The sequence below is a fragment of the Brevibacterium ihuae genome, assembly GCF_900184225.1.
Classification (GTDB): Bacteria; Actinomycetota; Actinomycetes; order Actinomycetales; family Brevibacteriaceae; genus Brevibacterium; species Brevibacterium ihuae.
Genome location: NZ_FXWZ01000003.1, coordinates 817,073 through 838,159 on the forward strand (window position 1 = coordinate 817,073; position 21,087 = coordinate 838,159).

Consider the following 21,087-nt stretch of genomic DNA (forward strand, 5'->3'; position numbering starts at 1 on the left):
CCAGCCGGTGCCGCAGGACCCGCTCGGCCATCACCGAGCGGCAGATGTTCCCGGTGCACACGAACACCACCGACGGGGAGGTCCCCGCCTCCGCTGCTGTCGCCATCGCGCTGTCTCCTTCTCGAGGCCGTTCGTCCCCTCCATCGTCGCAGATTCCGCCTCCGCCCCGGTCGGGATACCGTTGAGGCATGAGCGATACTCGACTGCCCCACGGCGACCCCGCGATCAGCGCCCGCGAGGACCTCTTCCGTCACGTCAACGGCGCCTGGCTCGACTCCTTCGAGATCCCGGAGGACCGCGCGGGCGACGGCACGATGCGCGCGCTGTACGACGCCTCCGAGGCCAAGGTCCGCGATCTCATCACCCACCTCGGCGAGCACGAGGCGGAGCCCGGCTCCGAGGCGCAGAAGATCGGCGCCCTCTACGCGTCCTTCATGGACACCGACACCATCGAGGCGAACGGGCTCGACCCGATCCGGGGCGAGATCGACGCGGTCCTCGCCGCCGCCGACCACTCCGAGCTCGCCCGCGTCCTCGGCGCCCTCGAGCGCTCCGGCGTGCCGAACGTCGTGGGCGGCTTCGTGTCCGCCGATGCGAAGGACTCCTCGACGTACGTCCTCTACGCGATGCAGGCCGGCCTCCACCTCCCCGACGAGAACTACTACTCCTCGGACGACTACGAGGAGATCCGCGAGGCCTTCCTCGCCCATATCGCGCGCGTGTCCGAGATCGCGGACCTGCCCCGCTTCACCGACCGCCCGCACGACGAGCTCGGCGCTCTCGTCCTCGACTTCGAGACCCGCCTCGCGGAGCATCACTGGGACCGGGTCGCGTGCCGCGATGCGGAGAAGACGTACAACAAGTTCGCCGCCGCCGAGCTGTTCGAGCTCGCCGAGGGCTTCGACTTCCCGGCCTGGTTCTCCGGCGCGGAAGTCAGCGATCTCGAGTACCTCGTCGTGTCCCAGCCGTCGTTCTTCGTCGGGATGGCCCAGGAATGGGCGCGCACCCCGCTCGACGACCTCAAGGCCTGGATGGTGTTCGGGATCGTCGCGGCCTACGCGGGACTCCTCACCGAGGAGCTGTCGGAGGAGAACTTCGACTTCTACGGCCGCACCCTGTCGGGCACGCCCACCCAGCGCGAGCGCTGGAAGCGCGGCGTCGGACTCGTCGAGAGCCTGCTCGGCGAGGCCGTCGGCAAGCTCTACGTCGACCGCGAGTTCCCGCCGGAGAGCAAGCAGGCGATCACCGCTCTCGTCGAGCGCCTCACCCGCGCCTACGAGGCCTCGATCACCGACCTCGACTGGATGGGCGAGGACACCCGGAAGCGGGCGCTCACCAAGCTCTCGAAGTTCGTCCCCAAGGTCGGCTACCCCGAGGTGTGGCGCGAGTACCCGGCGGAGATGCGCGCCGACGACCTCATCGGCAATGTCCGCCGCGCCGCGATCGCCGAGCACGAACGGCAGATCGGTCGGATCGGACAGGAGATCGACCGCACCGAATGGCTCATGACCCCGCAGACGGTCAACGCCTACTACCACCCGGTGATGAACGAGATCGTCTTCCCCGCCGCGATCCTCCAGCCCCCGTTCTTCGACCCGGACGGCTCCGACGCGGCGAACTACGGCGCGATCGGCGCGGTGATCGGGCACGAGATCGGCCACGGCTTCGATGACCAGGGCTCGCGCTACGACGGCGACGGGAACCTCGTCAACTGGTGGACCGACGACGACCGGGAGCGGTTCGAGGTGCGCACCGCGAGCCTCGTCGACCAGTACGACGTGCTCGTGCCCGAGGGGATCGACCCCAAGCACCACGTCAACGGTGCGCTCACGGTGGGCGAGAACATCGGCGACCTCGGCGGGATGTCGATCGCATGGAAGGCCCTCCAGATCCTCGCCCGCGACGAGCAGCGCGAGCTCAGCGAGGAGGAGGAGCGCGAGTTCTTCTACGCCTGGGCCTCGGCCTGGCGCTCGAAGTTCCGCCCGGCGGAGCGGATCCGGCGGATCGCGGTGGACCCGCATTCGCCGGAGGAGTTCCGCTGCAACCAGGTGGTCAAGAACATGGATGCCTTCGCCGCGGCCTTCGGCGTCGAGGAGGGCGACGGGATGTACCTCGCCCCGGACAAGCGCGTCACCATCTGGTGAGCGGCTGAGCGCACGCAGCTGCGGCCGGCGTCATCGCGATCGCGGTGCCGCCGGCCGCCGTCGTGTGCGGGGTTCGTCGGCGCCTGGGCAGGGCGCGGCACGGCCGGCCGGGACGACAGTCCCGCGTGTCACCGCGGGGCCGGGTCAGACGTTGGTGTGGACGAGGCGGGCGAACCGCTCGACGAGATCGCGCCAGGTGATGGTGTACGCCTCGGACCGGTCGTCGCCGGGGGCCGCGTCGGCAAGCTTCGAGAGCTCGATGTAGCCGATCCCGTCGGAGCCGAGCTTGGAGATGTTCGCGCGGAACAGCGCGTCGTCGGCGATGTCCGCGCTCACCGCGAGCGGGCTCCGGCCGACGTCGTCGGGCATCCCCTCGAAGGTCAGCCGTCCGGCGGTGAGCGTGTCGTGGCTGGCGGCCTGGGTGAGGAACTGCGCCGCCGATCCTCCGCCCACCACCGGCAGCCGGGTGGCCATGACATCGGTGAGGAGCTCGGTGATCTCCGCGCGCTGCTCAGCGGTGAGCGCGTCGCCCTCCGGCCCGCCGAACAGCACGACGGCGGCGAAGCCGGCGAGCGGGGGCAGCGACTCCCCTTCGGACACGCGCACGTGGGTGATGTCGAGGCCGTTGTCATCGAAGCGCTCGAGGATCGACCCGACGCCGGGCGTAGCGCTCGTCTCGATGACAAGGACGGGCGTGTTGATGCCCGCCTCGCCGAGCGTCTGCGTGGGCCTGCGCTCGCCGGCCTCGACGGCGAGGGGGAGCATGTTCTCCGGCACCGGCGCGGGGCAGGTGGCGTAGGGCGTGAAGGCGAACGGGTCGTTGAGCGTGCGGTTGAAATCGAGGATGACCGCGCCGCCGGACCCGGGCAGCCCGATGTTGAGGGTGCGCCAGGTCGCCGTGGTCACGCCGTTGCTGTAGTCGTGGAACCGCACGGTGAGACCGCTGTCGGGTCCGCCGGTCGTCTTGAGCCGGTGGGTGTGCCCGCCGAGCTCGAAGGTGACCTCGCCGGTGACCTGCTCGTCGAGCTCGATCCCGGGCATGGCCGAGGCGATCCGCCGCTCCTCCGGGACCGGATAGGGCGTGAACGCCGCGCTCACCACCCAGTCCCGGCTCACCGGGAACGTCGGGACGTCGATGAAGCGGGAGAGCAGCGGGGCCTTGGAGTCGTGCCGCCGCAGGCCCACCGAACCGTCGCGGTTGAGGAGCTCGTAGAGGACGTGCCCGACGACGACCCAGCCGAGCGATTCGCCGGGGGCCACGCGGGCGGACATCCGTCCCTCGGGATCGGTGCGGACCTCGGCGAGCGGACCGGGCCGCCCCATGATCTCGAGCGCGTCCTTGCCGGGTCCGGCGCTCGTGCCCGGCGCGAGGGTGAGGTGCACCCACTCGCCGTCGCGCACGAAGGTCCCGGGGCCGTCCTCCCAGGACACCTCTGCGCCGTCGTCGAGCCAGGTCAGACCGGTGAGGCTGAGCCATCCGAACGCTGTCGCGAGGGCGGACAGGCGCGCGTCGTGCCACTCCTGCCATTCTGCAATGTACTGTTCCACACTGTCCTCGTCTCGACGTTCGCCGCGGTGTTCGTCGTCCTGGCATTCATAGTAGGGGATCGCGCTCAGCGCTCGGCGGGAATGCTCCCCGCCCTCCGGAGGGCCGCCATCTGCACCGCGCCGAGGCACAGGAGCAGGACGAGCGCGGCGCACGCAACCCCGAATCCCTGCCGGTATCCGGTGACGTCGACGACGACCCCGGTGAGCGCCGCCGAGGCCGACTGGCCGACGACCACCCCGGTGGACATCATCGCCATGACGGTCGTCGTCCGGCCGAGCGGTGCGACCTCCGAGGCGATCGAGTAGAGCGTGACGAGGCTCGGTCCGATGCCGGCGCCCATGACGAGGAGAGCGGGCACGATCGCGCCGATGCCGCCCGCGAGGACATAGAGGATCCCGCCGGCGACCGCGAGCGCGGCGAACACGAGCCACCGGGCGGAGAAGGTGAAGCGCTCGGGGAGGAGGACGACGCCGAGGGCGCACGCCGCGGAGCTCACCCCCATGATCCCGTAGTAGATCCCGGTGGCGTCCCCCTGGCCGAGCTCCTCCATGAATCCGGTGAGCGAGGTGAGCGACGAGCCGAAGAACAGTCCGATCGCGACCATTCCGGCGACCGGCAGGAGCACTGCGGGACGCCGCAGCTCGGCCACGGGCGCGAGCCGTCGGACCGCCGCGTCCTCCGCCGTGCCGATGGCATGCCGGGAGTCGCGAGCATGACCGCGGGTGAAGCGGGACGAGCGATGGAGGGCGAAGGCGGTGACGCCCACGAGTGTGAGCACGGCGGCGAACTCGAGGGGTACGACGACCCCGAGGAGCACCGCGACGAACCCGGTGAGCACGGGGCCGAAGACGAACACGAGCTCGTCGGTCATGGATTCGTAGGACAGCACCGCCGAGGTGGCCTTCCGCGCCTCCGCGCCGGACAGTCGCGCGCGGATCGCGTGGAGCCAGCGCGTGCGCACCATCGAGGAGGCCTGCGGCGCGGTGAGCCCGATGAGCAGACCGGCTCCCAGCACGAGCGCGGTGGGCGCGGCGGCGCGCAGGGCGAGCGCGAGGCCGAACAGGGCGAGGCCGTGGGCGGACGCGGCGACGAGGAGCACGACGCGCTGGCCCCAGCGGTCCGCACCGGCGCCGAGCAGCGGCCCGGAGATCGCGGTGCCCACCCCGACGAGGGCGGCGGTGGCCCCGGCCAGGGTGAAGCTCTCCCGGGTCGAGGAGACGGCGGTCATGACGGCGACGACGGACATCGCGAAGGGAAGCTTCGCGATGACGCCCAGGGGGAGGATTCCCCAACCGACCATGCGTCCGAGGGTGATGAGCACGATTGACTAGGCTACCGGCTATGAGTCTCACGACAGAATCCCTGCCCGATGCCGTCGCCGCCGATCTCGCGGCGTTCGTCCAGGAGTCCCCGTCGTCCTACCACGCCGCGGACGCGGCGCGCCGCCGGCTCACCGCAGCCGGATTCGTCGAGCTCGATGAGCGCGCGCACTGGGATCTGCAGGCCGGCGGGAAGCACCTCGTCGTGCGCGACGGCGCGATCCTCGCGTGGGTGATGCCGGCGGGCACCGGCCGCGCGGGAGCGTCCGACACGGGGGCGACGGGACCGGATGGCCCCGGGTTCCGCGTGTTCGGCACCCACACCGACTCCCCCGCGTTCAAGCTCAAGCCGAATCCGGACTTCACGGTCGAGGGCACGCAGCAGGTCGGGGTGGAGATCTACGGCGGCCCGCTCCTCAACTCCTGGCTCGACCGGGAGCTCTGCTTCGCCGGGCGCCTCGTCACGCTCGACGGGCAGGAGGTCCTCACCCGGACCCCGCCGATCGGCCGCATCCCGCAGCTCGCGATCCACCTCGATCGGCAGGTCAACGAGAAGCTCGCACTCGACCGTCAGCGTCACGTGCAGCCGGTCATCGGACTCGAGCACCTGACCGGCGGGGAGCCCGGTGGGGCAGACGTGATCCGCGCTCTCGCGGATTCGGCGGGAATCGATCCGAGCGACGTCGTGGGCTTCGACGTCGTGACGATCGCCGCGCAGGACCCGGCGCGATTCGGCCTCCACGAGGAGTTCCTCGCCTCGCCGCGGCTCGACAACCTGTCCTCCGTCCACGCCGGGGTCAGCGCGCTTGCGCTCGTCGAGCCCGCCGGCCTCGGATCGATCCCGCTCCTCGCGGCCTTCGATCACGAGGAGGTCGGCTCCGCGACGCGGTCGGGCGCGAGCGGACCGTTCCTCTCCGATGTCACCGCTCGCATCGTCGCCGCTCTCACCGGCGACGCGGGCGGCAGTGCGGGCGAGGCGCTCGCCCGTTCGATGGCGCGCTCGGTGTGCGTCTCCTCCGACACGGGGCACGCGGTCCACCCGAACTATCCCGAGCGACACGACCCGGTCACCCGCCCGCGGCTGGGCCGGGGCCCGCTGCTGAAGATCAATGCCCAGCAGCGCTACGCCACCGATGCAGTGGGCACCGCGCACTGGGCACGGGCGTGCGCGGCGGCCGGGGTCTCCTATCAGGAGTTCGTGTCGAACAATGCGATGCCCTGCGGATCGACGATCGGACCGCTCACCGCGACGCGGCTGGGCATGACCACCGTCGACGTCGGGATCGCCCTGTGGAGCATGCACTCGGCGCGCGAGATGTGCGCGGTGAGCGACGTGCACGATCTCTTCCGGGTGGCGCACGCCTTCCTCAGCGACCACTGAGGGGTCTGGTCGTCGGTTTCGGACGAGGTCGCCGCCGGCAGACCCGCGCGGGCCGGCCGTCCGCGGCGTCGGCGGCCCGGTCAGGATGACGGGCGCACGCCGCTTCGGCACCGCTGAACTGCGGCCGATCCGAACCCGCTGACGGCGGGTGGCACCGTGGGAACCGCTGTGTTCAGCGGGAGTCCTTGAGGGCGCTCATGACGTCGTTCGCGCTCGGGTTCGGCACCTGGCGGTTGCGGGTGAGGAGCACCGGGGTGGCGAGCTCCCCGTCCATGAGGTCGCGGACCCGCTGGGCGCCTGCCGCGTCCCGTCCGACGTCGACGAAGGCGACGCGGCCGTCGGTGTTGAAGCGCCGCATGAGCGCTCGGCTGCGCGCGTCGCCCTCCTGCCAGAGGATCGCCGCCCGGCCCGGGGCGAGCAGGGCATCGGACCACGGCGTGTGCGGCCTGCGGGTGAGGACGAAGAGGAAGAGGGCGAACGCGAGGACGCCGAGCACGAGGAAGAGCCAGCCGAGCACGCTCGACAGGTCGAGCGCCAGCCGGATCACGCCCGAAGCGAGGAACAGCAGGGCGGCCGCGAGCTGCAGCAGGTTGATCATGCGCATGGGACCAGCCTAGGTGCACTCACCCGGGCGGCAGTGCGTGCGGGTGCGCGGGCACTGCCGGGCGGATGGGCGCCGACCGTCCGGGCGGGGATGCGACCCGCCCGGCTCGCTGCTCAGCGCGTGGTGCCGAGGACCCGGATGGCCTCGGCGGCGCGGGGCGCCTCGACCTCGAGCGTGTACTCGGCGGCCTTGAGCGACTGGATCGACCTGAAGCTCCGGTTCTTCCCGTTGATGGCGAATCCGATGAGTCCGAAGATCAGACCCCAGACCGCACCGAGGGCGACGCTCGAGAGGAGGACGGAGAAGATCCCGACCCCGGCGACGAAGAGGGCGAACACGAGCCCGAGGAGCAGACCGATCCAGGCGCCGCTCAGGGCTCCGTACCCGGCCGCCTTGCCCCACGTCATGTTCCCGGTGACGTGTTCGACGGTGGTGAGGTCGTGACCGACGATGCGTACGGTACTCACCTCGAAGCCCGCATCGGCGAGCCGGTCGACCGCGTCCTGGGCGGGCAGGTAGTCGTGGAAGCGCGCGATGATCTCCCGCGGGACGGGCTGCGCCAGCGGGGTGCGGTCGGCGAACTGCTGTCCGGCGGGGGTTGCTGCGTTCTCGGTCATGGTGTCCTTTCATCGTGGTGGCGGACGGTCGTGCCGAGGTCTCGGGTCGTCTCACATCCGCAATCTAGTTTGATGTTACCAATCAAATCTTCGAGTAGACTGAGCACCATGACACCGTCCCCCGAACCCGGTCGACGTCCTCACATCCCTCCGCCACGCCCTGACCTCGATCGAGCGCTGGGCCAGTCGCCGGCCCACCTGGGAGCGCCTGGGCGCGGAATCGGTCGGACTCACCCGGACCGACGTGTGGCTGCTCGAGCGCCTCGCCGAATGCGGCTCCGCCCGGATGTCCGAGCTCGCCGGCTGGCAATCGGTCGACCGGTCGACGATCACCGTTCAGGTCAAGCGGCTCGAGGGCAACGGGCTCATCGCCCGGGACCCCGATCCCGCCGACCGTCGTGCGGTGCAGGTGAGCCTCACGCGCAACGGCAGGTCCGCCATGGAGGACCATGCGCGCCGCATGTCCGACACCATGGACCGCCTCATCAGCGCCTGGGAGCCGGACGACGTCGCCGACTTCAGCCGACTCCTCGCCCGGTTCGCGCAGGCCCTCGACGAGAACCTCGAGAACGCGGCGGAGGAACCGCGCCGGGACCCCGACCGCCACCAGCGTGCGGGCCATGGGGAACCCGCAGCGCCGGACCGCTCGGAACAGCCGGATTCACGGTTAGCATGAGGTCCATGGATTCGGTCCGCTCACACCTCAACGAATACGTGTCCACAGTGGGGAAGTCGCCGATCAGGGCCCTCTTCGAGCTCTCGTTCGACCCCAACCTCATCAGCTTCGCCGGCGGCAATCCCGCCTCCGAGCTGTTCGACGTCGACGGCCTGGCGAAGTCCTTCGCCCATGTCATGGAGATCGCCGGTCCGCGGGCCATGCAGTACGCCTCGACCGACGGCGAGCCCGAGATGCGGGCCGCCGCCGCGCAACGATCCACCGGGATGGGCGTGCCGACCACGGCCTCGCAGGTGTTCATCACGTCCGGCTCGCAACAGGGCATCGGGCTGCTGAGCCAGACGCTCGTCAATCCCGGCGACGTCGTCCTCGTCGAGAACCCGTCCTTCGTGTCCGCGCTCCAGGCGTTCGGGCTGCAGGGGGCCGAGTTCAAGCCGGTCGACACCGACGAGGCCGGCGTGGTGCCCGAGGCGCTCGACGCGGCGATCCGCCGCTGGAAGCCCAAGGCCGTGTATCTCATTCCGACGTTCCAGAACCCCACCGGGGTGACGATGCCGGAGTCCCGCCGTCGCGCGGTGGCCGACATCTTCGCCGCGCACGACACCTGGCTCATCGAGGACGACCCGTACTCCGAGCTGCGGTACACCGAGGACCAGCAGATCCCGATCTGCGCCGATCCGCGCCTCGACGACCGCGCCTTCCTCCTCAACACCCTCTCGAAGGTCCTCTCCCCCGGTCTGCGGGTGGGCTGGGTGCGCGGGCCCGAGCACATCCTCGAGCGGTTGAGCGTCGCCAAGCAGGCGACCGCCCTCCAGACCTCGACGATCGATCAGCTCGCCGCCGCCCACTACCTCGCGCACACCGATCTCCAGGCCACCCTCGATCCCATCCGCGCCGAGTACGCGCGGCGGAGGGACGCGATGCTCACCGGGCTCCGCGAGGTCCTGCCCCCGGGGTCGGCGATGACCGAGCCCGCAGGCGGCATGTTCGTATGGGCGCGGCTGCCGGAGGGGTACGACGCCTCCGAGCTCGTCTACGACGCGATCGAGGCCGGCACGATGTTCGTCCCGGGCGCGCCGTTCTACGTCGCGGATCCGGACCCGCGCACCCTGCGGTTCTCCTTCGTCTCGAACACCCCGGAGGTCACCCGCACGGGCCTCGAACGCCTCGCCCCGGTCTTCCGCCGTGGCTGACCAGCGCGGGGAGGCCGCCGAGCAGCCCGGCCCCGACGACCCGGTGACCGGGCGCGCACCCGGTCACCACCGCGACCCCGGGGCGCCTGTGCAGGCGGGAGACGCTGCGCAGGCAGGAGACACTGTGCAGGCGGGAAGCGCTGCACATGCGGGCGAACGCCGGGGTGGCTCCTCGTGGCTCAACGTGCCGAACGTCATCAGCATCGTGCGGCTCATCGTCCTCGTGCCGGTGGTCATCTGGCTCATGAGCATGCCCGAGCACCGGATCGCCGCGACGGTCATGCTCGCGGTGTTCGGCGCGACCGACTGGATCGACGGCTTCTGGGCGCGGAGGTTCGGGCAGGTCACCCGGGTGGGAGAGATCCTCGATCCGGTCGCCGACCGACTGGGCATCGCGATCATCTGCATTGCGATGGCATGGTTCGACATCCTCCCGATGTGGATGCTCTTCGTCATCGTGCTCACCGACCTCTTCCTCGGGATCGTCGGCGCGATCCGCCTCGATGCCACGTCGACCTCGCACGTGAGCTGGCTGGGCAAGGTGCGCACCGCGCTCATCATGACCGGGCTGCCGCTCCTGCTCCTGTCGACGGCGACCCAGCTCCAGGACACCCCGCTCCACCAGGTGGCGACGTTCCTCCTGTCGGCCGGGGTGCTCCTCCACCTCGCGGCCGGCGTGGACTACGCGGTGCGGCTGATCCGCACCCCGCGGAACTGACCGCCGCAGGTACGACCCCGGCAGCGGCGACCTGCCGTTCGTGCTCGATTCGGTGGTCGACCTGCCGCTTGCGCCGGATTCGCACGCCCACCTGCCACCTGTGCTCGATCGACCCGCCGACCTGCCGCTTGCGCCTGATCCGTACGTCCACCTGCCGCTTGTGCTTCATCGGCCCATCGACCTGCCACGAACGCTCGAGAATCGTCGGTGAGATCGAGCAGAAGTGACAGCTCAACGGTGGAATCGAGCGCAAGGGGCGGCTCGACGACGGGCGCGAGCACGAGCGACAGCTCGACAGTAGGCGCGAGCGCGAACTGCGACTCGACGGTGAGCGCGAGCACGAGCGGCCGCTCGAGGGCTCAGTGCTGCTCTGCGGTCTCGTCCTCGACACTCACCGTGAGCTTCTGCACCTGGCGGAAGGGGGTCAGCTCGAGTGCGACGGCGCGCGTGCCGTTCGGACCGCGAACCGTCCAGCGTGCTCGGGTGGGACTGGTCCACACGACGTCCGGCACCTCGGCCGAGGCGGCTGCGGCCGTACCGATCCGCTCCCGGGACGCAGCGCCCGGCGCCGAGTCCGAAACCCGCGCCGAGGCCGAGGGGGCTGGGTCGTCAACTCCTGACCCGGCCGCGCCTCCGGAGTCGGCCTCGCCCGACTCGGACTCACCCGTGGCGGCGAGCACGGCGTCGAGGACCGCTCGCCGCTCCGTTCGCGGAACGTCGAGGTCCATGTTCGGGCTGAACAGGGCGTCCGCCTCGGCGTCGTCCCAGGACCGGAGGAGCTGCTCGACCCGCTTTGCGATTCTGCGGGCCTCCGCTGATACCGGCAGCTCGATGCCGAGGCGCTCGACGAGCCGCTCGCTCGGCGGCACCGGTCGTCCGCCGGCGGGCGCCTCCACGCGCTGTTCCTCCGCCTCGGCGGACACCTCCGCCTCAACAGGCGTCCCCACCTCGGCGCCGGCCTCGGCCCCGGCCCCCGCCTCGGTGGTGCCGGGAGCCGCGGTTCCGGCAGTGTCGTCAGCCTCGACCACAGTCGCGCGTTCGGCGGCGGCCGCACCCGACGGCGCGCCCACGTCCCGGGACGTGCTCGGCGCCGACGCGCAGACTCCGGCCGGATCACCGACCCGAGCTGCAGAAGGCGGTTCCGTCGCCCGCACCGCAGAAGGCGCCGCCGAACCCCGGAGAGCACCCGTCCCCCGCCGCCGCCCGTCCGGATCCCGCACGTATCCGAGCGCGGTGACGCAGGCCTCGGCGGCGCCGGTGGCGATCGTCCGGGCGGGGAAGTACGTGACATTGCCGAACACGATGACGCCCGAGCGCGTCGCAGGGTGCCAGCGCATGTGGGAGCCGAAGCCCGGGTACCCGCCGGAGTGATGGAGGAACTCGCCGAACACCGGATCGGTCGAGGAATGGAGACCGTAGCCGTACGAGTTCGCCGACGGACCGCCGGCGGACGCGTCGATCCCGATGAAGCGCTGCGGCTGCTGGACGTCGCGCAGGGCGCGCGCCCACCGATCCGGCCTCGCGTCGAGGAGCCGCGCGATCCAGGCGGCGATGTCCGGCACCGTCGACCACAGGCCGCCGATCGCGGAGAACGCACCCGGCCGCGTGGGCGCCAGCTCTTCGAGCCCGCCGTCGGCCGTTCGGCGGAATCCGGGGACCACGCGCTCCGGATCGAGATCCGCGACGTCGAATCCGGTCGAGACGAGTCCGAGCGGCACGAGGATCTCCTCGGCGACGACCGCAGTGTACGGACGCCCCGTGGCCTCCTCGACCACCCGGCCGAGCAGCGCGTACCCGAGGTTCGAGTACTCGTACCCGGTGCCGGCGACGAACCGCTGCAGCGGCGAGCGGGCGATGAGCGCGTCGAGCTCCGCGCCGGTCATCGCTTCGAGCCGGTCGGCCCAGGGGTCGTCGGTGGGCAGGCCGCCGGCCATGGTCAGGGCGTCCCGGACGGTGATCTCGTCGAACGGCCGGGCGGCATCGCGCACGTACTCCGCGAGCGCGTCGTCGAGGTCGAGGCGCCGCCGGGAGGGGATCGCGCCGTACCGGATCCCGAGGACGGCCGCCGCAGTGAAGCACTTCGTCATCGACGCGATGCGGAACGCCCGGTCGAGGTTCTCCCCGTCGACCAGGCGCCCGTCGAGGACGAGCCCCCAGGCGACCTCGGGTGCGGGGTGCACGGCGAACGCCTCGGCGAGGTGAGCGCGGACGGCGGACCGCGCGCGCTCCTCCGCACCTGCTCCTGCGCTCACCTGTCCTCCCGCTCCTGTGCCTCGACCTCGTGGCGGTGGAGGTGCGCATAGGAGTCGCCGAGCAGCGCATGGAGCGCTTCGGTGCGCGGCTTGGCCCGGGACACGGCGAAGAGGATCGCGCCGAGCACCAGCCAGATGCCGAGGATGATGTACTCCGCCGGCCAGATGAGCGAGGCGCCGGTGCCGGGGACGATCGCCCAGACGATGACGAGCAGCGCCCCCACCGCACCGATCGCGGGCAGGAAGCCCAGCCGGGAGACGTACGGCCGCTCGAGCTCGGGGTACCTCCGGGGCACGAGGTACTTCGCGAGGATGACCATGCACCACACGATTCCCAGGTACACGCCGCCGGTGTCGAGGAACCACACCACCGCTCCGGGACCGAGCCATCCCAGGCCGAGCGTGACCGCGGCGGTGAAGATCAGGGCCACGTGGGGCGTGCGCCTCTTGGGGTGGATGTCGGCGAGCCGGGCCGGGAGGAGGTTCGCCCGACCCATCGCGACGAGGATACGCGAGCTCGCGACGAAGAGGCCGAGGAAGCTCGTGAGGAGCCCGAGGAAGGCGATGAGGTACGCACCGATCCCGAGGAGGGGGAAGCCCGCGGCGTCGAACGCCGACACGGTCCCGAGGTCCATCGCCGCGGTCTCCTCCCACGGGTGGACCCAGGCGGTCGCTGCGAGGACGAGGCAGTAGAAGCCGCCGGCCGCGAGCACGGTGAGCACGACCGTCCGGCCGATCTTCCGCGGCGACACCTTGGCGTCCTCGGCGAGGACGGCGACGAGACCGAAGCCGGCGAGGAACGTCATGCTCGGGATGACGAACCGCAGGGTGTCGGCGAGCGCTGAGCTCTCCGGGTGGAAGGCCGGGAAGAAGTTCTCCGGGCCGCCCGTGGCGAAGCCGACGACGACGAGCGCCGCCCCGATGACGATGATCGCGAAGAACAGCGCGAGCTGGACCTGTGCGCCGATCTCGACCCCGAACCAGTTGAGGGCGAAGAACAGGAGCGTGAGGACCACGCCGACGAGCAGGACGGGGAGATACACCGTCTCGCCGTTGATCGTGTAGAGCGGGATCGTGTTGAACACGGGGAAGAAGTTCCCAAGCAGGTACCCGAACGCCGTGACATAGAAGGCGAGGGACGACACATAGGCGCCGAGCAGCATCCACCCGGTGAAGAAGGCCGCCCCGCGGCCCATCGAAGTGTAGGAGTAGACCACCTCGCCGCCGGCGCGCGGGAACGCGGTGGTGAGCTCGGAGTACGCGAGCGCCACGCAGGTGGCGAGCAGCACGCCGATCGCGAGGCCGAACACCACCCCGCCGGCGCCGTAGGAGTCGAACAGCGTGGAGTTCGTGTAGATCCAGCTCGAGCCGACGACGCCGGCGACACCGAAGGCGAGGAGCTGGAGCACCCCCAGCGATCTCTTGAGTTCGGGCACGGGCGGATCCACTCCTCGGGCATCGGACGACCCGCGGATGCGGGTCGCGGGTCCGCGGACGCCGCGCGGCACCCGGGCAGACCCGTCGTTCAAAGGCATGTTCAACATACCTTTGGGTGACCCGCGGCACAACCCGCCCTCGCCGTCCGCCTCCCCGCGACCCCTGTGGCCTGCGACATATAGGATCGGATGCATGACTGCTGTCGCGTGCTACCAGGCCACCTCCGCGAGCGAACCGCTGACCAAGGGAACCCTCGACCGGCGCGCGCTCCGCGCCGACGACGTGATGATCGAGATCGAGTACGCGGGGATCTGCCATTCCGACATCCACACCGTGCGCGACGAATGGGGCGGCTGCCGCTACCCCATGACCCCGGGCCACGAGATCATCGGGCGGATCTCCGAGCTCGGCGCCGAGGTGAGCGACTTCTCCGTGGGCGACCGGGTGGGCGTGGGCTGCCTCGTCGACTCGTGCGGGGAGTGCGCGCAGTGCAGCGCGGGCAACGAGCACTACTGCGAGAACGGTTCGGTCGGCACCTACAACAGCACCGACCGGGTCGACGGCTCGGTGACCCAGGGCGGCTACGCCACCCACATCCCGGTAAGCCGCCGCTTCCTCATCCGTATCCCCGAATCCCTCGATCCGGCGGCTGCCACCCCGCTCCTGTGCGCCGGCATCACCACGTACTCCCCGCTCCGCAAGTGGCGCGCCAGCGAGGGATCGCACGTCGCCGTCGTCGGCCTCGGCGGGCTCGGCCACGTCGCGGTCAAGCTCGCCGCGGCGATGGGCGCGCGCGTCACCGTGTTCTCCCACTCGCTCTCCAAGGAGGCCGACGGCCTGCGGTTCGGGGCCGCGGAGTACGTGTCGACCGCCGAGGACGGCTTCCACCGCGCCCACCGCGCCGAGTTCGACCTCATCCTCAACACCGTGTCCGTCCCGCTCGACACCGACACCTATCTCAAGATGCTCCGACCCGAGGGCGCCTACGTCCTCCTCGGACTGCCGCCCGGTTCGCTGTCGGTGCTGCCGGGCCTGCTCATCGGCGGCCGCCGGACGGTCGCCGGGTCGATCATCGGCGGCATCCCGGAGACCCAGGAGATGATCGACTTCTGCGCCGAGCACGGGATCACCGCAGAGATCGAGCTCATCGACGCCGAGGGGATCAACGAGGCCTACGACCGCGTCGTCGACTCCGACGTCCGCTACCGCTTCGTCATCGACGCGAAGACCTTCTGAACCGGCTCGTCCTGCGGCTCAGACCCCGGCGACGCCGAACAGCGAGCCGATGAGGGTGGTCGCGGCGAGTGCGAGCGCACCGCCGACGACGATCCGGAGGATCGCCGGCACCCGGGGGCTGCCGCCCAGCCGTGCACTGATCCACCCGGTGAGGACGAGAGCGAGCAGGACGACGACGAACACCGCGATGATCCGCAGCTCGGTGGGCACCGCGAGGAGCGCGACCAGCGGCAGGATGCCGCCGATGACGAAGGCGAGCGCCGAGGCGCCGGCGGCGTGCCAGGGATTCGTCAGATCCTCCTCCCCCATGTGGAGCTCCGCCTCGAGGTGAGCGCCGAGCGCGTCATGGGCGGTGAGCTCCGCGGCGACCCTCTCTGCGGTGTCCCGGGTGAGACCCTTGCCCTCGTAGATGCGTGTGAGCTCCTCGAGCTCCTCCTCCGGCATCGTCGCCAGCTCGTGACTCTCGAGCGCGATGAGGGCCTTCTCGGTGTCGCGCTGCGTCGACACCGAGACGTACTCGCCGAGCGCCATGGAGATCGCACCGGCGACGAGGGCCGCCACGCCGGCGACGACGACGGGACCGAGCTCGCTGCTCGCCGCGGCGACGCCGACGAGGAGCGCCGCGACCGACACGATGCCGTCGTTGGCACCGAGGACGCCGGCCCGCAGCCAGTTGAGCTTCGAGGAGGTCGCAGCGGTGTGGGCCTCGTCCGCGTGGGCGGGGACGGAACGGGGATCCGCGGGGTTCATGCTCATACCCGGATCGTGGCACGTCGCGCGGCGGGCCGCCACGAAGGAGAGGCGATCCTCACCCGACGGCGCGGTTGCCCGCGCCCCGTCTCGAATCCGCCGCTGCCCTGTTCCCCTGCCCGCGCCCCTCGCTAGGGTCGGAGCATGAGCTATCACCGCGACTCCCAGCCCTCCGAGAAGCGCCGCGCCCCCGTCCGCACCCTGCACCTCGCGCAGTGGAAGGCGGAGGGCAGGCGCTGGTCGATGCTCACCGCCTACGACTACTCGACCGCTGCGGCGTTCGACGACGCCGAGATTCCCGTCCTCCTCGTCGGCGATTCCGCGGCCAACGTCGTCTACGGCGAATCGACGACGATCCCCGCGACTCTCGACCAGATGATCGCCCTTGCCACCGGGGTGGTGCGCGGCGCCCCGAACACCCTCGTCGTCGTCGACCTGCCGTTCGGGTCCTACGAGGTCTCCCCCTCCCAGGCGGTCGAGTCCGCGATCCGGGTGATGAAGGAGTCCGGGGCGCACGCCGTCAAGCTCGAGGGCGGAGCGGAGCGGGCCGCGGCGATCCGCGCGGTCGTCGACGCCGGGATCCCGGTCATGGCCCACGTCGGCTTCACCCCGCAGAGCGTCAACGCGCTCGGCGGGTACCGGGTCCAGGGGCGCGACGAGGCGGCCGCGACGACCCTGCGTGAGGACGCTCGGGCGGTGGAGGAGGCCGGAGCCTTCGCCGTCGTCCTCGAGATGGTGCCGGCCAACGTCGCCGCCGAGGTCACCGCGGCGCTCGAGATCCCGACGGTCGGCATCGGCGCCGGCGTCGGGTGCGATGCGCAGGTCCTCGTGTGGCAGGACATGGTCGGCATGACTCCCGGCCGGCTGCCGCGCTTCGTGCGCCGGTTCGGCGAGGTGGGCGAGGCGCTCCGCCAGGCCGCGCGCGACTACGACACCGCGGTGCGAGCCGGCGAGTTCCCCGCCGAGGAGCACTCCTTCTGACACCCTGCCGGCGGCACGGTTCACGGATCGGCGCCCCGCCGGCGGCACGTCGCGACCCGTGGTCCCGCACCTCGTCGGCCGCGCTCTACAGCCCGCGGACCCGCTCGGGCCCCGCCGATCTCACGCGCGGTCCGCCGCCTCCGCCGGTGCCTCCCGGCGCGGGGCGTCGTCCTCCGCGGAGGTGGGCGCGAGGGCCTGCGGATCGAGCTCCACCCGCCGGAGCAGCTGCGCGTTGAGCGCGACGACGATCGTCGACAGCGACATGAGCACCGCGCCGACCGCCGGGGAGAGCACGAATCCGATGGGTGCGAGCACGCCGGCCGCGAGCGGCACCGCGAGCACGTTGTAGCCGGCCGCCCACACGAGGTTCTGGATCATCTTCCGGTAGCTCGCGCGCGACAGGTCGATCATCGAGAGCACAGCGCGCGGATCGTTGCCGGCGAGCACCACGCCCGCCGATTCCATCGCGACGTCCGTCCCGGCCCCGATCGCGATCCCCACGTCGGCCCGAGCGAGGGCCGGCGCGTCGTTGACCCCGTCGCCGACCATCGCGACGGACCGTCCGCGCGCCTGGAGATCGGCGACAGCGGAGTCCTTGTCCTGCGGCAGGACATCGGCGAACACCTCGTCGATGCCGAGCTCCCTGCCGACGGCCTCGGCGACCTGTCGGGCGTCGCCGGTGATGAGCGCGAGGTGGACGCCGCGCTCCCGCAACGCGGCGACGGCAGCGCGCGATTCGGGGCGCACCGCGTCCTCGAGCGCCACCGCGCCGATCACCTCGCCGTCGGCGACGACGTGGACGATGCTCGCTCCGCGCGCCGTCCAGTCCTCGATCCGGTCGGACAGCTCCGCCGGGGACCCGATGCCCATCACTCCGAGCATGTTCGGTCCGCCGACGGCGACCTCGGCCCCGTCGACCTGCGCCCGGACCCCGCGCCCGGCGGCTGACGAGAAGTCGCTCCCGGTGAGCCGCTCGCGCGCGGCCTCGGAGTCCTCCGCCGCGGCCGCGGTGATCGCGCGCGCCACGGGATGCTCGCTCTGCGCCTCGGCGGCTGCGGCGAGCGCGAGGACCCGGCCGGTGCTCGTCCCCGACACCGCGGCGACATCGGTGACGGCATGGGCTCCCTGCGTGAGCGTTCCGGTCTTGTCGAACAGGACGGTGTCGATCGACCGCATCCGCTCGAGGGCGATCCGATCCTTGATGAGGACCCCGGCCTTCGCTGCCCGTTCGGTGGAGATCGCGATGACGAGCGGGATGGCGAGCCCGAGCGCGTGCGGGCAGGCGATGACGAGCACGGTGACCGTCCGCACCACGGCTTCGTCCGGGAAGCCGAGGAGCAGCCAGACGAGGAAGGTGAGGATGCCCGCGCCGAGCGCGAACCAGAAGAGGAGGGCGGCGGCCCGGTCGGCGAGCGCCTGGGCGCGGGACGAGGAGTCCTGGGCCTCGGAGACGAGCCGCTGGATGCCGGCGAGCGCGGTGTCGTCGCCGGTCGCCTCGACCTCGATCCGCACAGAGTTGTCCACCGCGACGGTGCCGGCGACCACGCTGTCCCCGTCAGCGCGCGACACGGTCTTCGACTCCCCGGTGATCATCGACTCGTCGAACTCGGCGCGGCCGTCGATGATCCGACCGTCGGCCGGTACGCGCCCGCCGGAGCGGACGAGGACGGTGTCCCCGGCGTGCAGTTCGGCGATCGGCACCGTGACGACGTCGCCGTCGACGATCGTCTCGGCGTCGTCGGGCAGGAGTTCGGCGAGCGCGTCGAGAGCGCCCGAGGCGGCGCCGAGCGCCCGCATCTCCATCCAGTGGCCCAGGAGCATGATGACGACGAGGAGTGCGAGCTCCCACCAGAAGTCGAGGTGGAACCCGCCGATCCCCAGGCTCGTGATCCACGAGGCGACGAAGGCGACGGTGATCGCCATCGCGATGAGGAGCATCATCCCCGGCCTGCGGGACCGGAGCTCGGAGACCCCGCCGGACAGGAACGGCATGCCGCCGTAGAGGTAGATCACCGTGCCGAGCACGGGCGGGATCCAGTGCGCACCGGGGAAGTCCGGCACCGCGTAGCCGAGGAAGCCGGCGAACATCGGACTGAAGATCACCACGGGGATCGACAGCGCGAGGCTGACCCAGAACCGGGTCCGGAACATCGCGGCGTGATCACCGTGGCCTGCATGGCCCCCATGGCCTCCATGACCCCCGTGGTCACCATGGCCGGAGTGGTCCCCGTGGCCGGCGTGACCGCCATGTCCCTCGCGGCCCGCATGCTCCTCGTGACCGGCATGGTCCTGGTGATCGCCATGGCCCTCGTGGTCGCCGTGCTTCTCGTGGTCCGCGTGATCGTGCGTCCCCGGAGCAGAGGCGGCGCGGGCCGACTCTTCGACGGGGGTGTGCTGGTGCTGAGCGTGCGCCGCGGTCGGGCGGCGGTCGTGCGAAGAACTCATGAGAACTCCTCGATCGTCATGGACGGTGGTGCCGATGCCCCGATCCTATACCCCCTAGGGGTATGGATCAACCGTCTTGCTCGGCCCGCGCCCCTTCGAGCAGCGCTCGCCGACGGAGCCCCGTCTGCGACAATCGAGACGACCCGGAACCCACCAGGACGGATCTCATGCGCCTCATCGCCCTCGCCGCAGTCCTCGCACTTGCCATCGCCGGCTGCGCCGCGCCGCAGCAGACACGGAGTGCCTCCGACGGAGACCTCCTCTCGAGCTTCGGCCTCGACGGCATGAGCACCGAGGAGGTCATCACGCATCTCGAGACGATGCCCGTCGACGAGCGTCCGCAGGATCTCCTGGCCTCCGTGCAGCAGGAGCACCTCGTGCTCACCGGCCTCGACGACGAGGTCGCGCTCGACATGCCCGAGGACAGCACCTACCTCTCGATCGCCCCCTACGTCGACCGCACGCACGACTGCTTCTACCACAGCCTCACCACGTGCCTCGGCGAGCTCGACAGCGCCCCGGTCGACGTCACGATCGCAGACGACGCGACCGGAGACGTCATCGTCGATACCGAGCTCACCACCGAGGACAACGGCTTCGTCGGGCTGTGGGTGCCGCGCGGCATCGCCGGCACGATCGAGGTCGCCCATGACGGCAGGAACGGGTCGACGGCGTTCTCGACGGAGGCCGACGGCGCCACCTGCATCACCACCCTGCGCCTCGAGGAGTGATCCGACCATGAACGGGAGCGACCGCCCCACCGCCGTCCGCACGACGGACTACCACACCGCCGGAGAGCCGTTCCGGATCGTCGCCGACGCACCGCGACTCACCGCTGCCACCGTCGCGGAGAAGCGCCTCGAGGCGATGCGCTCCCCGGAGGTCGACGGGCTGCGCAGCCTCCTGTGCTCTGAGCCGCGCGGGCACGCAGACATGTACGGCGGGTTCGTCGTCGAGCCCGATGACGAGGGCGCGGACCTCGGCGTGCTGTTCTGGCACTCCGATGGGTTCTCCACCGCGTGCGGCCACGGCACCATCGCGCTCGGCACCTGGGCGGTGAACACCGGGCGGGTCCCCGTGGACCCGAGCGGCACCACCGAGGTCGTCATCGACGTGCCGTCCGGCCGGGTGCGCTGCCGGGTGCGCACCGATGCGGAGGGCCGGGCCACCTCGGCCGCGTTCGTCAACGTCCCGAGCTTCCACCTCCATTCCGAGGTCCCGGTGAGCACGCCCGCGGGGACGCTGCGCGCGTCCATCAGCTGCGGCGGTGCGCTCTATGCGAGCGTGAGGCCGCTCGACCTCGGGCTCCGCGTGCGCCCGGAGAACCTCCCCGAGCTCATCGCCCTCGGCCGGCAGATCAAGGCCGCCCTTGAGACCACGGAGTACGCGAAGCATCCCACGGACCCGCGGATCAACGGGATCTACGGGGTGATCTTCGCCGAGGACCTCGGCACGGATGCGGACGACAACCCTGTGCAGCGCAACGTCACCGTCTTCGCCGGCGGCCAGGTCGATCGCTCGCCGTGCGGCTCGGGCACCGCCTCCAGGATGGCGACACTGGCCGCGGAGGGACGCCTGCACTCCGGCAACCGGCTCATCCACCATTCGATCATCGGCTCGACCTTCACCGGCCGCATCCTCGCGGAGACCGAGGTCCACGGCTGCGCGGCGGTCATCCCGGAGATCACCGGCTCCGCCCACCTCACCGGGGAGCACACCTTCGTCGTCGGCCCGGACGATCCGCTCGTGCCCGGCTTCGTCCTCCGCTGAGGCAGTCGGACGCAC

Annotated in this window: 17 protein-coding genes and 1 pseudogene; 9 read left to right on the forward strand and 9 right to left on the reverse strand. The window is 71.2% G+C overall.

The features are described 5' to 3' along the window. Positions 1–7 precede the first annotated feature (7 nt). Positions 8–190: pseudogene (locus C1A17_RS14760) on the reverse strand (arsenate reductase/protein-tyrosine-phosphatase family protein); the annotation flags it as partial. On the opposite strand from C1A17_RS14760, the gene C1A17_RS09060 reads away from it, so the two are divergent. Next, complete coding sequence (locus tag C1A17_RS09060; protein WP_101652694.1) at positions 189–2,144, forward strand: M13 family metallopeptidase; 1,956 nt, start codon at positions 189–191, stop codon at positions 2,142–2,144. The pseudogene C1A17_RS14760 and the gene C1A17_RS09060 overlap by 2 nt on opposite strands. Positions 2,145–2,288: 144 nt before the next feature. Here C1A17_RS09060 and C1A17_RS09065 read toward each other — a convergent pair whose 3' ends face one another. Beyond that, positions 2,289–3,692 (reverse strand): DUF1684 domain-containing protein, encoded by a 1,404-nt coding sequence (locus C1A17_RS09065; protein ID WP_101652695.1) that lies wholly within the window; start codon positions 3,690–3,692, stop codon positions 2,289–2,291. 65 nt (positions 3,693–3,757) lie between these two features. Further along, a complete protein-coding gene (locus tag C1A17_RS09070) occupies positions 3,758–5,014 on the reverse strand; it encodes an MFS transporter (RefSeq protein ID WP_101652696.1) in 1,257 nt (418 codons plus the stop codon). Between the two features lie 20 nt (positions 5,015–5,034). Between C1A17_RS09070 and C1A17_RS09075 the strand changes: the two genes are divergently transcribed. After that, entirely contained in the window at positions 5,035–6,393 is a 1,359-nt protein-coding gene (locus C1A17_RS09075; RefSeq protein ID WP_101652697.1) for a M18 family aminopeptidase, read from the forward strand. A gap of 172 nt (positions 6,394–6,565) precedes the next feature. Here C1A17_RS09075 and C1A17_RS09080 read toward each other — a convergent pair whose 3' ends face one another. Together C1A17_RS09080 and C1A17_RS09085 are read right to left on the reverse strand one after the other, a co-directional pair. Next, entirely contained in the window at positions 6,566–6,997 is a 432-nt protein-coding gene (locus C1A17_RS09080; protein ID WP_101652698.1) for a hypothetical protein, read from the reverse strand. Between the two features lie 113 nt (positions 6,998–7,110). Beyond that, the gene (locus tag C1A17_RS09085) at positions 7,111–7,614 is read right to left on the reverse strand and encodes a YflT domain-containing protein (RefSeq protein WP_245873619.1); all 504 of its coding nucleotides are present in this window, start codon (positions 7,612–7,614) and stop codon (positions 7,111–7,113) included. Between the two features lie 244 nt (positions 7,615–7,858). On the opposite strand from C1A17_RS09085, the gene C1A17_RS09090 reads away from it, so the two are divergent. The 3 genes from C1A17_RS09090 (at position 7,859) to pgsA (ending at position 10,201) form a co-directional block, all read left to right on the forward strand. Further along, positions 7,859–8,290: a MarR family winged helix-turn-helix transcriptional regulator gene (locus tag C1A17_RS09090; protein WP_180953266.1), complete on the forward strand. Its 432-nt coding sequence runs from the start codon at positions 7,859–7,861 to the stop codon at positions 8,288–8,290. Between the two features lie 5 nt (positions 8,291–8,295). Next, the gene (locus C1A17_RS09095) at positions 8,296–9,483 is read left to right on the forward strand and encodes an aminotransferase-like domain-containing protein (protein WP_101652700.1); all 1,188 of its coding nucleotides are present in this window, start codon (positions 8,296–8,298) and stop codon (positions 9,481–9,483) included. 124 nt (positions 9,484–9,607) lie between these two features. Then, positions 9,608–10,201 carry a CDP-diacylglycerol--glycerol-3-phosphate 3-phosphatidyltransferase gene (gene pgsA, locus C1A17_RS09100; protein ID WP_180953267.1) on the forward strand — a complete coding sequence of 198 codons (594 nt, stop codon included), beginning with the start codon at positions 9,608–9,610 and terminating at the stop codon, positions 10,199–10,201. A gap of 359 nt (positions 10,202–10,560) precedes the next feature. Here pgsA and C1A17_RS09105 read toward each other — a convergent pair whose 3' ends face one another. Next, on the reverse strand, positions 10,561–12,453 hold the full coding sequence (locus C1A17_RS09105) for a serine hydrolase domain-containing protein (protein WP_101652702.1): 1,893 nt from the start codon (positions 12,451–12,453) through the stop codon (positions 10,561–10,563). Continuing rightward, positions 12,450–13,889: an APC family permease gene (locus C1A17_RS09110; protein ID WP_101653614.1), complete on the reverse strand. Its 1,440-nt coding sequence runs from the start codon at positions 13,887–13,889 to the stop codon at positions 12,450–12,452. The genes C1A17_RS09105 and C1A17_RS09110 overlap by 4 nt, the downstream gene beginning before the upstream one ends. A 193-nt stretch (positions 13,890–14,082) precedes the next feature. On the opposite strand from C1A17_RS09110, the gene C1A17_RS09115 reads away from it, so the two are divergent. Continuing rightward, positions 14,083–15,126, forward strand: a complete 1,044-nt coding sequence (locus tag C1A17_RS09115; RefSeq protein WP_101652703.1) for an NAD(P)-dependent alcohol dehydrogenase — start codon at positions 14,083–14,085, stop codon at positions 15,124–15,126. 18 nt (positions 15,127–15,144) lie between these two features. On the opposite strand, the gene C1A17_RS09120 is transcribed toward C1A17_RS09115, so the two are convergent. Then, positions 15,145–15,882, reverse strand: coding sequence for a VIT1/CCC1 transporter family protein (locus tag C1A17_RS09120; RefSeq protein WP_101652704.1), 738 nt, complete (start codon positions 15,880–15,882; stop codon positions 15,145–15,147). A 138-nt stretch (positions 15,883–16,020) separates the two neighbouring features. Between C1A17_RS09120 and panB the strand changes: the two genes are divergently transcribed. Further along, on the forward strand, positions 16,021–16,857 hold the full coding sequence (gene panB, locus C1A17_RS09125; RefSeq protein ID WP_101652705.1) for a 3-methyl-2-oxobutanoate hydroxymethyltransferase: 837 nt from the start codon (positions 16,021–16,023) through the stop codon (positions 16,855–16,857). 120 nt (positions 16,858–16,977) lie between these two features. Here the strand turns inward: panB and C1A17_RS09130 are convergent, their stop codons facing one another. After that, entirely contained in the window at positions 16,978–19,008 is a 2,031-nt protein-coding gene (locus C1A17_RS09130; RefSeq protein ID WP_219618269.1) for a heavy metal translocating P-type ATPase, read from the reverse strand. Between the two features lie 461 nt (positions 19,009–19,469). Here C1A17_RS09130 and C1A17_RS09135 point away from each other — a divergent pair, with 461 nt between their 5' ends. Next, a complete protein-coding gene (locus C1A17_RS09135; RefSeq protein WP_101652707.1) occupies positions 19,470–20,033 on the forward strand; it encodes a CueP family metal-binding protein in 564 nt (187 codons plus the stop codon). 7 nt (positions 20,034–20,040) lie between these two features. Beyond that, entirely contained in the window at positions 20,041–21,072 is a 1,032-nt protein-coding gene (locus C1A17_RS09140; protein WP_101652708.1) for a proline racemase family protein, read from the forward strand. Positions 21,073–21,087: the final 15 nt, after the last annotated feature.